9 protein-coding genes are annotated in these 13462 nt (G+C 64.4%); 5 read left to right on the top strand and 4 right to left on the bottom strand.

From position 1 onward, the window contains the following. Nucleotides 1-180: 180 nt before the first annotated feature. From IHE39_RS26925 to IHE39_RS26915, 3 genes are all read right to left on the bottom strand, one after another. Nucleotides 181-2169: an ABC transporter permease gene (locus IHE39_RS26925; protein WP_192568654.1), complete on the bottom strand. Its 1989-nt coding sequence runs from the start codon at nt 2167-2169 to the stop codon at nt 181-183. Next, on the bottom strand, nt 2166-3194 hold the full coding sequence (locus IHE39_RS26920; RefSeq protein WP_192568653.1) for a quaternary amine ABC transporter ATP-binding protein: 1029 nt from the start codon (nt 3192-3194) through the stop codon (nt 2166-2168). Before IHE39_RS26920 ends, IHE39_RS26925 begins: the two co-directional genes overlap by 4 nt. A 106-nt stretch (nt 3195-3300) precedes the next feature. Beyond that, on the bottom strand, nt 3301-4254 hold the full coding sequence (locus IHE39_RS26915; RefSeq protein ID WP_246485649.1) for an ABC transporter substrate-binding protein: 954 nt from the start codon (nt 4252-4254) through the stop codon (nt 3301-3303). 414 nt (nt 4255-4668) lie between these two features. Between IHE39_RS26915 and IHE39_RS26910 the strand changes: the two genes are divergently transcribed. The 4 genes from IHE39_RS26910 (at nt 4669) to torR (ending at nt 9014) form a co-directional block, all read left to right on the top strand. After that, a complete protein-coding gene (locus tag IHE39_RS26910; RefSeq protein ID WP_192568652.1) occupies nt 4669-5361 on the top strand; it encodes a response regulator transcription factor in 693 nt (230 codons plus the stop codon). Then, entirely contained in the window at nt 5358-6893 is a 1536-nt protein-coding gene (locus IHE39_RS31010) for a histidine kinase dimerization/phospho-acceptor domain-containing protein (protein ID WP_192568651.1), read from the top strand. Before IHE39_RS26910 ends, IHE39_RS31010 begins: the two co-directional genes overlap by 4 nt. Before the next feature lie 124 nt (nt 6894-7017). After that, entirely contained in the window at nt 7018-8085 is a 1068-nt protein-coding gene (locus tag IHE39_RS26900; RefSeq protein WP_192568650.1) for a hypothetical protein, read from the top strand. A gap of 194 nt (nt 8086-8279) precedes the next feature. Beyond that, nucleotides 8280-9014 carry a two-component system response regulator TorR gene (gene torR, locus IHE39_RS26895; RefSeq protein WP_192568649.1) on the top strand — a complete coding sequence of 245 codons (735 nt, stop codon included), beginning with the start codon at nt 8280-8282 and terminating at the stop codon, nt 9012-9014. A gap of 5 nt (nt 9015-9019) precedes the next feature. Here the strand turns inward: torR and torS are convergent, their stop codons facing one another. Continuing rightward, nucleotides 9020-11962, bottom strand: a complete 2943-nt coding sequence (gene torS / locus IHE39_RS26890; RefSeq protein ID WP_192568648.1) for a TMAO reductase system sensor histidine kinase/response regulator TorS — start codon at nt 11960-11962, stop codon at nt 9020-9022. 153 nt (nt 11963-12115) lie between these two features. Between torS and torT the strand changes: the two genes are divergently transcribed. Then, nucleotides 12116-13195 (top strand): TMAO reductase system periplasmic protein TorT, encoded by a 1080-nt coding sequence (torT, locus tag IHE39_RS26885; protein ID WP_246485648.1) that lies wholly within the window; start codon nt 12116-12118, stop codon nt 13193-13195. Nucleotides 13196-13462 lie beyond the last annotated feature (267 nt).

The following is a 13462-nucleotide window of genomic DNA, read 5'->3' as shown; positions in this document are numbered from 1 at the left end:
ATCTTCAGTGACGATGCCTTCGTGCCGGCGCGGCTGCGCATAGCGCAGCCGCGATCACGGCGGCAGAAGCGCCATGTCGAACTGACGAGCCTCAGGGCCGACTGGTTGAGACCGCGCCATCGACGATCCAGGCAAATACGCCGGTGGCCCCGACGCAGCTTGTTCGCCAACTGATGGTTGCTACGCCAGACCGAGCCGCTGTTTGCGCTTCGTCGCCCACGCCGTGATCAGCTGGTCGGCGGTCAGGCCCATGAAGGCGACGCAGAGGCCAAGCACGAGGCCCTTGCCGGCATCGTTGAAGGTCAGCGCGCGGAAGATCTCCTGGCCGATGTCCTTGGTGCCGATGAAGGCGGCGATGATGACCATGAACAGCGCAAACATGATCGTCTGGTTGATGCCGAGCATGATCTCGGGGAAAGCCAGCGGCATGCGGATGTTCCACAGCAGCTGCCTTTGCGTGCAGCCCGAAGTGATGCCGGCCTCGACGATTTCCTGCGGCACGTTGCGCAGGCCGAAGATGGTGTAACGCACGATCGGGATCATCGCATAGATGATGATGGCCGAGATCGCCGCGACGTCGCCGACCTTGAACAGCATGATGACAGGGATCAGGTAGATGAAGGACGGAAAGGTCTGGAAGGTATCGCACAAAAGCTTGGCGATGCCGGTGCGGCGTTCGCTGCGCGAGGCCCAGATGCCGATCGGCAGGCCGATCGCGATGCACAGCAGCACCGCGACCGTCACCATATAGGCGGTGATCAGCGAGCGCTCCCAGTAGCCGGCAAAGGCGATGAACAGTACGAAGCCGGAGACGGTGAGCGAAAGCCTGAGGCCGCCGAGCGACCAGCCGGCGGCGGCGACAAGTGCTACCATCGCCGTCCACGGGATCGACTGGAACAGGTCGCGGATCGGGATCAGCACGTAGAGCAGCATGGCGTTGCGCAGATATTGCAGCGGGTCATAGAGCGTCAGCGTGATCCAGTCGACCAGCGCGTCCCAGAACGGTGCGGTGCTCAGCGCGAGCTCCGCAGGCCAGGCCTGGGCGTAGGGCGTGATTGCGGCCAAGAGCAGCGAGGCGGCAATGACGGCCAGCGCTGCGGCGAGGAACGGGAAACGTTCGAGCAAGGTGGCGTCGGTTGCTGCATGTGCGGGTTGCTTATGGGCGGCGGCGCGGCTCAGCTGGTCGAGCGTGATTGCCATCAGCACGATGGCGACGCCGCTTTCCAGCGCCTGGCCGATCTTCAGCGCCTGCAGGCGAAACAAAAGGTCGTGGCCAAGGCCACGCGCGCCGACGAAGGAGGCGATGACCACCATCGCCAGGCACTGCATGATGACCTGGTTGACACCGACCAGCAGCGGCTGTCGGGCGGCGGGGATCTCGACCATCCACAAGGTCTGGAAGCGGGTGCAGCCGGCCATCTTGCCGGCCTCGCGGACCTCTTCGGCAACACCCTTGAGACCGAGTATGGTGAGGCGGGCCATCGGCGGGATGGCGAAGATGACGGTGGCGATGGTGCCGGCCTTGTGGCCGACGCCGATGAACACGGCGATCGGGATCAGGTAGGAAAAATGCGGCAGCGACTGCAGCACGTTGAGCAGCGGCACGATGAGCGCTTCGAACCACTGTTTCTTGACTGCGAGAATGCCGATGCCGAAACCGATGAGACCAGCGATGGGGGCAGCGACCAGCACCACCGACAAGGTGATCATCGACAGCTCCCATTTGCCGAAGATCGCCATGTAGGCGACGCAGCCTGCCGCCAGGGCGCCAAGCCGCCAGTCTTTCAGATACCAGCCGAGCACGCCCGACAGGCCGGCGGTCATCACCCAGGGCATGGCGGCGATGCCGAGCTTGGGAAAACCGGCGACCAGCAGGCCTTCGACGAAGGCCAGCGGCCAGGTGATCAGCTCGGCAATGCCGCGCGTCAGGTCGCGGAACGAAAACAACCCGAAGATGGCGTCGTCGCGCAGGTGCCCGATGACCGTGTTGGCCCAGTCGACGAAGGGGATGGTCCAGCCTTTGGGCACCTGCACCGCCCAGTCGGGCAGCACGGAGGCGGCCAGCAGCAGGATGGCGAAAGGCAATATGACGAGCAGCGGCCTGGTCATCGACGCAAGCTGGGTCTGCGGTTCCATCGACTCCTGGCGGGGCAGTGTCGCGGCGCTCATGCACACGCCTCCTTGCCATAGAGGGCGTCGATCAAGCCGTTACGGGCCAGCGTGCCGACAAGGACGCCGCCATCGTCGACGACGTCGACCGGGCGTTCCGACAACAGCACCTGGCGGGCGACGCTGGCGAGCAGCGCCTGGGCCTGGACGGCTGCCGCGTCGGGGGTGCGGGCGGATGCGGGCGCCATGATCGATCGCACCGACAGCAGGCGGTCATGCGCGACGTTGCGGGTGAACTCGGCGACGTAAGGCGTGGCCGGGCAGGTGACCAGTTCTTCCGCCGTGCCGAGCTGTTCGACGACGCCGTCCTTCATGATGGCGATGCGGTCGGCGACGCGAATCGCCTCGTCGAAGTCGTGGGTGATGAAGACGATGGTCTTGTTGAGCACCTTTTGCAGGCGCAGGAATTCGTCCTGCATCTCGCGGCGGATCAGCGGGTCGAGTGCCGAAAACGGCTCGTCGAGGAACCAGACGTCGGGGCCGACGGCGAGCGAACGGGCAATGCCGACGCGCTGCTGCTGGCCGCCGGAGAGTTCGCGCGGATAATAGGCCTCGCGGCCCTTCAGCCCGACGAGTTCGATGACCTCGCGGGCGCGGGCCTCGCGGCTGTGCCGGTCGGTGCCACGGACCTGGAGCGGGAAGGCGACATTGTCGAGTACGGTGCGGTGCGGCAGCAGCGCGAAATGCTGGAACACCATGCCCATCTTGTGGCGCCTGAGTTCGATCAGTTCGCGCTCGCTGGCGGCGAGGATGTCGCGGCCCTCGAACATGACCTCGCCCGACGTCGGCTCGATCAGCCGTGCCAGGCAGCGCAGCAGGGTCGATTTGCCCGAGCCGGACAGGCCCATGACGACGAGGATCTCGCCCGGCATCACGTCGAACGAGACGTTGCGGACGGCGGGGACGTAGCCTTCGGCCCTGATGGTTTCGATGGAGGGGTTGTTGTGGTTGCGGCGCAGCAAGCCGGCGGGATCGGAGCCGTAGAGCTTCCAAAGGTTGCGGCATGCGATTTTTGCTTCGGACATGTCGGGTCTGCCTCTCGCCAAAGGGGGCCGATTGCGTATGCGCGGCGGTGGCGCCCGCATTTGCGCGGGCGTCACGACGCCATGACGGGACGGATGGATGCCGGGATTAGCTGGCGGAACCCAGCCAGGCCTTCCAGCGTGCCTCGTTGTCGGCCAGCCATTTGTCGGCGGCCGCCTCGGGCTCCATGTTGTCGATGTCGGCGAGCTTGGCCTGCACGGCGATGTCCATGTTGGAGAAGTTGATCTTCTGCAGGATGGCGTAGGCCTTGGGCCACTTGGTCGGGAATTCCTTCCAGGCGGCGATCTTCAGATAGCCATCCTTCGGGTTGCCGCAGTCATAGGACAGTTCCTTGTTCGAACCCCAGGCCGGATCGTCCTTGCACTTGGGATCGAAGGCCGGGAATTCGACGAACTTGCCGTCATAAAGCGCCTCGACGAAGTTCGGCGTCCAGTTGAACAGGACGATCGGCTCCTTGCGCTTGAAGGCGGATTCGAGTTCGGCCCACAGTGCCGCCGACGAGCCGGCATTGACGACCTCGAAGTTCATGGCAAGGGCCTCGACGCGCTCGGCGTCATGCTTGAGCCAGTCGACCGGACCGCCGAGGAACCGCCCCTTGGGCGCGGTCTCTGCCGTGGCGAACTTGTCGGCGCAGGCGTTCAGCGCCTCCCAGGCGGGCAGGCCGGGGCAGACTTCCTCGACATAGGTCGGGTACCACCATTCTTCGCGGGTCTTGGCATCATGGGTGGCGGCATCGACGACGCAGCCCTCCTTGACCACCTTCTGGAACGCAACGCCGAAGGCGCCTTCCCAGACCTCATGCACCAGGCTGACGTCGCCTTCGCACAAAGCGGTGTAGACGACCTGGCTGTCGGCGGAGACATACTCGACCTTGGCGCCGCCCTTTTCGAGCAGCTTGCCAACGATGTGGGCGCCGACGATCTGGCTCGACCAGTTGTGGGTCGGGATCTTGATGACGTCGGTGGAATCCTGGGCGAACGCCGTGCCGGCCGCAAACGCCATGATCGTGGCCATGCTTGCGGACTTCGTGAACTTGCTCATTGAAGCTCCCATTGTTTTGAGTTGCGATCGTTCCCGTGGAGTTTTGGATGTTGGCCTCTATGGGCCGATGCCTTTTCCGCTCCAGCCCGGCAAACATAGCGGTGAGAAGTGAACCGGTGTCGGTCGGGGTGTAAAAGTCGTGGGCCGACTTGTGAAATGATGTTAATGGGGCGGGTCGCACGACCAAACGCGCCGGCTGTTTTCCGGTTGAGAGCCACAAGGCCAGCGCAGAAGCGCCATCATCTTCGCGCTTTTGTATCGGAGGTTGCCGGACCGCCCCGGTCTTGACCTGCAACAATGTCTTGGCCTGAAACAATGTCTTGGCCTGCAACCAGGTCTTGGCTTGCAGACGCCCGCTCCGATAAAAGGAGCTGGTTCGGCCATCTTGTGGCATGTCTCCGTGGTGATCGCGCTATGAACCCCAGCATTCTTGTTGTCGATGACGACCCGGATATCCGCAACGTGATCGGCATTGCGCTGGAACGGGCGGGCATGCATGTCCATCAGGCGGCCAACGGGCGCCTGGCTCTGGAGCAGTTGCGGCGACACCAAGCCGACCTGGTGGTGCTGGACATTGGAATGCCTGTCATGGACGGGGTCGAATGCTGCAAGGCCATCCGCGCCAGCTCACATGTTCCGATCGTCTTCCTGACCGCGCATGACGACGAAGTCGACCGGATCGTAGGCTTCGAGCTTGGGGCGGACGATTATGTCAGCAAGCCGTTCTCGCCGCGCGAACTGCTGCTGCGGATCAAGGCCATACTGGCACGAGGCAAGCAGGCAGTTGGCATCACCAGGCACGGCGACCTCACGCTCGATAGCGAACGCCACATCTGCGCCCTTGCCGGAAAGGATCTGGCTTTGACGGCAACGGAATTTTCGGTGCTGGAAATCCTGTCGGCCCGACCCGGCATCGTCGTTGGCCGTGGGGCGATGATCGACAAGGCCTATGGCGGCAACAACACCTTGTCGGGGCGTACAGTGGACAGTCACGTGCGCAACATCCGCGCCAAGGCCGCGGCCCTTGGTTACGCCGACGTGATCGAAACGGTGAGAGGGGTGGGGCTGCGGCTTGGCAATTGCATCGCTGGACCTTGTACCGCGTGACCCAGATAGCCCGGAAATGGCGGCCGTCAATGTCGCTGGTGGTGGCGCTTGTCTGCGCAAGCCTGCTTGCGGTGCCGATCGTGGCGACGCTGGCGTTGCAGATCGGAACGAACCGGCTCGTCAACGAGACGGAGGCTTCGCTGATCAAGCAGGCGGCGATCTATGCCGGGGCCTATGTTGTGGCTATCGAGGCCGGGTCGCCCGAAGCAGAAGGGTCCCTGCCTGGATACTATCTGCCACCGTCCAAGCGCATATTCTGGAGTGCGGCGTCACGAACCTTTCGACCGCTGCTGAACCTGCGTCAGGATGTGGTCGAGCCTGTCCGCCCCGATCCCGTGCCCACCACGGAGCGGCTCGATCCGCGATATCTTAGGATTGCGCCGGGGCTGAGTGCCCTGGCCGACAATGCCAGCCGTACGACGCTTTCGACTGTCGTTTTCCTCGACCATCAAGGGATCGACTTGCTCGCCCGCGAGCCGGCGAGTTTTGCCGCGGTGCCGGAGGTTCGGCAGGCGCTGCAAGGCGATGTCGGGGCGGCACTGCGCTGGCGCAGTGACGCGGGCACGCGGTTTCGCCTGGCAGCGCTTGGCGGAGGCACAGGTTTCCGGGTGCTGATTGCCTATCCTGTCATCAGCCAGAATCGGGTTATCGGCGCGGTCTACTTGTCCAGGACCGCGCCAGGGCTGACGGAGTATTTCGCCGGCGAGCGCATCGCCTTCAGCGTCCTGGTCGCGGTGACGTTGCTGAGCGCCGCTGTCGTTGGAACCTTGCTGGTGCGGACGATGCTCCGGCCGATCCGCGCCCTGCGCCACCAGTCGAGAGCTGTCGCCGGTGGCGGCCATTTTGAACTTGCTCCGCTCGGCCATTACGGCATGCGGGAGATTGCCGAACTCGGCGAGGCCGTCATCACCATGGCGGGCACGCTGTCGCGGCGCAGCAAGGAAATCGGCATCTACACCAACCACGTGACCCATGAGCTCAAATCGCCGGTTACCTCGATCATGGGTGCTGCCGAGCTTCTCGAGGATGGCCACCTGTCCAATGAAGCGCAGCACAGCCTGATCGGCACCATCAAGGCCCAGGGGCAGCGGATGGACTTGCTGCTGCACCAGCTCCGCGACATGACGAGGTCGCGCGAGAGCTTGCGCGGCAAGCCCGGTCGGATCAGGGAGATGCTGCCCGAGATTGCCGAGCTCGATATCAGCCTGGCTCCGCTGGATGCCGTCCTGCCGCTGTCGGTTGCACATGGACAAACGGTGCTTTCGCATATGGCACAGAATGCGCGCCACCATGGGGCGACCAGGCTCGAGCTGGTCTGGGCTGGACGGATCCTCAGGCTTTCAGACAATGGTACGGGGTTTGCCGACATCGACCTTGGCCGCCTGGCCGAGCCGTTCTTCACCACGCGCCGGGAAGAGGGTGGAACCGGCCTCGGCCTGGCCATCGTGGTTGCCATCCTCGACCTTTATGGAGCGCGCCTGACGCCAGTCGCGAATATCGGCGGCGCCGTTTTCGAGATCGCGTTCGACTAGTTCCTGTCGCCTGCACAGAATCTGCACGCGGGTTGCACCACTTCGAGGTCGAAACCAGCTCGCCCGAAAACTAGACAATGGAGGGCAACGGGCCTGCAGGCCTCGATCCACTAGGGGTAGACCTATGAAATTGAAACGTTCTCTCGGTCTTGTCTTGGCGCTTGGCGCCGCGATTGCCGCCAGCTCCGCCATGGCAGGGGATAATCCCGCCAATCGATATGCCAATGCCTACAAGCAGTATACGGGCGCGGCATGCCCGCTGGCGGCGGACAAGATCGAACATTTCGTCTATTTCAGCCGGGATCGCGAGGCGATCCGCGACCATGCCTTCTTGACCAGCGATCGCTTTGTCGGCGCGCAGATCATGTATGCGTGGCGCCAGCTCGAACCGACTGAAGGACAGTATGATTTCTCGTTGATCCAGTCCGACGTCGACTATCTCGCCAGGCATGGCAAGCGGCTGTTCATCCAGTTGCAGGAAGCGTCCTTCTCGCCCGAGTACAAGCCGGTGCCCGACTATCTGTTGACGGGCGACTATGATGGCGGCGTCACCGCGCAATACACCGACGGGGGGGCTGTCGAAGGCTGGGTCGCCAAGCGATGGAACGCCAAGGTCCAGCTGCGTTTTGCGGCACTTCTTTCCGCACTTGGCAAGCAGTTCGACGGCGTGATCGAAGGCATCAACCTGCAGGAAACGGCAATCGGGGTTTCGCCTGAGACGGATAGGTCCTTTACCCCGGACAAATATGTTGCGGCGCTCAAATCCAACATGCGTGCCATGAAAACGGCGTTCCCGACCTCGACCACCATGCTCTACGCCAACTTCATGCCGGGCGAATGGCTGCCTTGGGAGGACAAGGGATATCTCCGCGGAATCTATGAGTTTGGCGACAAGATCGGCCTCGGCATGGGGGCTCCCGATCTCATGTATATGAAAAAGGGTCAGCTCAACCATGCCCTGGCAATGATGCATGAAGGCAAGTTCACCGTGCCGCTTGGCATTGCGGTGCAGGACGGCAACTATGTCGGCGAGACGGGCTCGACGAATGTGGTGGCCAAGCGCACCAACCGGGTGCCGGTCCTCCATGCCTTTGCCCAGGATTTCCTCAAGGTCAGCTACATGTTCTGGGTCAATCAGGAGCCATATTTCGCAGAAGACGTCCTGCCTTGCTTCTCGGCGAGGAAAGGCTGACGTGGCAGAATCCAGGCCGTGATGGCGAAGGCCGGCGTCGCATTACAGTTGCGCCGCCGGCTCGTTTCATCCCTCAGGCAGTGCAGCATTCGCGACGTTGCCGCTTTGCCTCGGACATGCGAGCGCTGCAAGCTCGTTGCCGGTGCGGGCCGACTTGTGAAATGATGTCAACAAAGTCGGGAGGACAAGATGGCATGCGGGTTCAACATCACATCGTGATCGTCGAGGACGATCCGGTCACGCGGGCCAAGCTTGCCGGCTATTTCCTGGCCGAAGGCTACAAGGTCAGCGAGGCCGGCGACGGCGAGCAGATGCGTGCCATCATGTCGAGGCATCCGGCCGATCTGCTGATGATCGACATCAACCTGCCGGGGGAGGACGGCCTCAGGCTGACGCGCGAGCAGCGCGAACGATCCGACGTCGGCATCATCCTGGTCACCGGACGCACCGATACCGTCGATCGCATCGTCGGGCTTGAGATCGGGGCGGACGACTATGTCACCAAGCCGGTCGAGCACCGCGAGCTGCTCGCCCGGGTCAAGGGGCTGCTGCGCCGCGTCGGCAAGGGCCGGCAGCCGCCTGTCGCCTCAGGCTCGCGCCAGTTCCATGGCTGGACGCTGGAGGTGGCGCGGCGCACGCTGCAGGCCGCCGACGGCACCTTCGTCGAGCTGACCGGGGCCGAGTTCAAGCTTTTGTCGGTGCTGACGGCCAATCCCGGCCAGGTGCTGTCGCGGGAGCGGCTGCTGCACGAGATTTCCAGGCGCGAATGGGATGCCAGCGACCGCACCGTCGACGTGCTGGTCAGGCGCCTCAGGCAGAAGCTGAGCGACAACCCGCGCACCCCGCGCATCATCGTCACCGCCCATGGCGAGGGTTACTTCTTTGCACCAGACGCTGCTCCGCACGGGCGCGCCACGGCTCTCCCGTAGGACTCCTAAGCCGGGTGGACGGGGGCGGCACTGCCTTCGAGCGTCTTTTCCCCGAACATTTCTTCCCATTGCCGCGAGCCTTCCCCAAAGGCCGTTTCGCAGGCGCTGACGATCTGCCTGAGCTCGCTTGCCGGCCTTTGTGCCGCCGCTGTTTCGAGCGTCTCGGCTGCCTGCAGCAGGCGCGGGAAGCCGAGCGATCCGGCGGTGCTGCGGGTGGCATGGGCGAGGTCGCGCAAGGCTTCGCGATCATCCGCCTTGACGGCGTCGCGCATCGCCTGGAAGCGCCTGGGCAGGCTGTCATGGGCGATGCGATGCAGCCGCCGCACCGTCTCGGAGCCCAGGGCATCGATATCGGCCTTGAAGGCGGCGACGTCGAGCGCCGCTGCGTCATGGGCCTGCTGTGGCGGCAGGGTGGGGCCACCGAGCGAAGCGACAGCGTCGAGCAATTGCTCGTGGACGATCGGCTTGGCAACGAAGGCGTCGACGCCGGCATCGAGATAACGGGCGATGTCGGTCTTGAAAACATGCGCCGACATCGCCACAACAGGCAGGTCGGGGGCCGCAAGCGCCTGCCTGATGCGCTTCATCGTCTCGATGCCGTCGATGCCGGGCAGGCTGACGTCCATGACGACGAGATCGGGCCGGAAGTCGGCGATCGCCTCGAGCGCGAGATAGCCTGTGCTGACCGCCTTGACCCGGTGGCCGGCATTGGCCAGCACGGTCGTTGAGACCAGCCGCGTGGCGTCGTCGTCCTCGACCACCAGGATGTTGCAGGATGGCGGCTTGGCCTTGCGCGAGCGGCGCTGCTTTTCAGTCGAAAGCTCGGCGGCCTTGGCCTTGCGCAGCGACATGTCGAGCGAGAAGGTGCTGCCCGCACCGGGCTCGGAGGCGACCTGCAGCTCGGCGCCGATCAGGCTGGCGAATTCGCGGCTGATGGCAAGGCCAAGCCCGGTGCCGCCGAAGCGGCGGGTGATCGAGGCATCCATCTGGGTGAAGGGCTGGAAGACGTCCTGCTGGCGCTCCGGCGCGATGCCGATGCCGGTGTCGGTGACGGCGAGGCGCAAGGTCTGCATGTCCTTGCGGTTGGCGACCACCGTGACGTCGACACGGACCTGGCCGTGCTCGGTGAACTTGATGGCATTGCTGACGAGGTTGAACAGGATCTGGCGGATTTTGCCGGCATCGCCTGTGAAGGCTTGCGCCAGCTTGCGGTCGAGGACCAGCCCGAGGTCGAGGCCCTTTTCGGCGGCCATAGGGCGCATGAAGGCGACAACGCCGCCGACCAGCTTGCCGAGGTCGAAATCGATCTTGTCGACGCCGACATTGCCCGACTCGACCTTGGAGTAGTCGAGGATGGCGTTGAGGATGCCGAGCAGTGCTTCGCCCGAACTGGCGGCGACCGACAGGTGCTCGCGCTGCTTCGGCCCCAGCCTGCTGTCGGCAAGCAGGCGCATCATGCCGAGCATGCCGGTCATTGGCGTGCGGATCTCGTGGCTCATCGTTGCCAGGAAGGCCGACTTGGCGCTGCTTGCCTGTTCGGCGCGGGCGCGCGCCTCGTCATGGTCGATCGCCTCCTGGCGCAGGCGGGTGTTGACCAGCCTGATCTGCTCGGTCTGTTCCTCGACGAGCTGCTGCAGCTCCTCGCGGTGGCGCCGGAGCTCGTCGGTGATGCGGGCGCGCTCCTGCTCCAGCTCGAGGCGGCGGCGCGACTCGTCGCGGAACTGGTTGACGGCGACCGCCATGGTGCGCAGCTCGTCGTCGCCGCTGTCGGTGACGGTGACGTCGAGATCGCCCGCCGTCAGGCGCTGCATGGCGCGCGACAGGCCGCTGAGACGGCGCACGAGATTGCGCTCGACATAGAACCAGACGATGGCGCCCGAAGCGAGGATGGCGCCAAGCAGCGTGACGACAAGCACGATGACGCCGATGCGCACCGCATTGTCGGCACGTTCGGCCGTGGTGCGGGCGAACTCGTCGGAGCGGTCGAGAATGTTGCGGGCGATCTGGTTCTGCGTCACGGCGAGATCGCGGTTGGCTTCGGCCATCGCGTCCAGGCTGCCGGCGAGGTCGATGACGCGCTGGCGGCGGCCGAAGATCGAGCCTGACACCGGCGCGTCGCCGGCCGCCGCCTCGATGGCGCCGAAGAACTCCATGCCCTGCTTGCGCCGGACGGGGTCGTCGATGCTGAGGATGCGCCGCCGGATGACCTTGACGTGGTCCTGGAAGATGCCGCTGATCTCGTTGATCTCGGCCCGGGTTTCGGCGCGGCCGAGCCGGTTGATCAGCAGGCTGATCTGGGCGCTGCGGTGGCGCAGTTCATACATGCGCTCCATCAGGTAGATGTCGTGCTCGATCAGCCGGTCGAGGGCGATATAGGCGTCCTCGCGGCGCCCCGCTTCGCCGATCAGGCCGTAGAGGCTCGCCGTCACAGCCGAAGCGCCGGCCGAGGCGTTGGAGATCAGCGTTTCCGACAAAAGCAGCACCGACTGCGCCGCCGAGGTCGCCGCCTCGGCGCCGTCGCGATAGGCCTTGTCCTCATCGAGGCGCTGGCGCACCAGCTCGTTGTTTAGCTTGAGATTGGCCAGCATCTTTTCGACCGAGCCGGCGAAGGCCTCGACCAGTTCGGGGTCGATCGACAGGCGCCGGACTTCGGTGAGCGACTTGACGATCTCCTGCGACAGCGTGGCGAGCTTGGCCTGTTCGGCAAGCAGACCGTCGCGCGAGGTGACGGCGGCAAGGGCCGGGGCGGTGGCGATCAGCTTGGCGCTGAGCTCGGCGGTGCGCTGGGTCGCTGCCACCGCCGGCAGGGCCTGGGCGTTCACCACCGCCTGCGCATCGGCAATGTTGCGCAGGATCAGCCAGCTGACGATGCCGGATGTCAGGGACAGTGCGGTGATGCACAAGAAGGCGAGGAACAGCCTCCCGCCGATGCCGAACCTATGAAGCATGGCTCATATAACCATGGTTTGCGCGGCAAGCGGAAGCTGTCTCCAGTGCTGCGTGTCCGATTGGACGCGCAATGCGACGCTGTCGAACTTTGCATGGGGCATGATCCTGCCCGAAAATCGATTTTGATTTTCGGGGTCATGCATTAGCGTAACATGATGCGTGCCCCCGCCCCAAGCCGAAGCCTGAACCTGGTTGCCACGACCTTTGTGGCGTGCGTCCTGGCCCATTCCGCCGTTGCTGCGGAAACGACATGGAAGCTCAACGCCTGGGAGCCGCCATTCGACTATTCGCGAAAGCCTGTCACGATCGACTACCAGCCGGTCGCCAGGGCGGCCAAGCCGTGGCGGATATGCGCATCTTATCCGCATCTCAAGGATTCCTACTGGGTCAGCGTCAATTACGGCATGGTCGAGCAGGCGCGCACGGCCGGCGTCAAGCTGACCGTGGTCGAGGCCGGCGGCTATCCCAATCTCGACCGCCAGATCGAGCAGATCCGTACCTGCAGCGCCACTGCCGACGCGCTCATCGTCGGCACCGTGTCCTATGAGGGCCTGACGCCGACGATCAGGGAAATCGCCAGGCGCATCCCTGTCATCGCCGCGGTCAACGACATCGACGACGCCGGCATTGCGGCGAAATCGGGCGTCTCGTGGGAAGAGATGGGCCACTCCATCGGCGCCTATCTGGCGCGGCTGCATCCGGCCGGCACCATGCCGGTCAGCGTCGCCTGGTTTCCCGGGCCGAAGGGTGCCGGCTGGGTGAAGTTCGTCGAGGCCGGTTTCCAGCGCGCGCTGAAGCAGAGCTCGGCCGAGATCGCGGCGGTCAAATGGGGCGACACCGGCGTCGAGATCCAGTTGCTCTTGATCGAGGAGATGCTCGAGGCCCAGCCCGACATCGACTACATCGTCGGCAGCGCGCCGACGGCCGATGCCGCGGTCAGCATCCTCAGGGCCCAGGGCCGCGCCAACCACGTCCAGGTGCTGGCCGACTATTTCACCCACGGCACGTTCCGCGAGATCAACCGCGGCAAGGTGGTGGCGGCGCCGACCGACTCGCCGCCGCTGCAGGGGCGTATCGCCATCGACCAGGCCATCCGGGCGATCGAAGGTACGCTGCGCTACCGCCATGTCGGGCCGCCGGTCGAGGTGATCGACAGGAACAATGTCCAGTCGCTCGACCTCGAGCGCTCGCTCGCCCCGGCGTGGTTCAAGCCGACCTTCGAGGTGCAGTAGCCAGTTACAATTTTTCACATCCTGCGCGGGGATTTTCACCTGGCTTGGCGGACTGGTTCACAGCCGGCTGTTAAGCTGAGCGATGGCTGTGCTGCGAGGAGGCGATGATGGTTGCGACGGTTTATCCTGAGGTGGTGTCGGGCCCTCCGCGTCCGAGCCTGATCCTTCAGCCTGGGCTTTTGCTGCCCGGCATGGAGCGCTACCACGTGCCGGGCTTGGGTGCGGTGTTGATCGACATCGAACCAGGCGACCAGCTGAGCGTGCGCA

It is taken from the genome of Aminobacter carboxidus (assembly GCF_014863355.1).
Classification (GTDB): domain Bacteria; phylum Pseudomonadota; class Alphaproteobacteria; order Rhizobiales; family Rhizobiaceae; genus Aminobacter; species Aminobacter carboxidus.
This window is presented reverse-complemented; position numbering and strand designations above follow the sequence as displayed.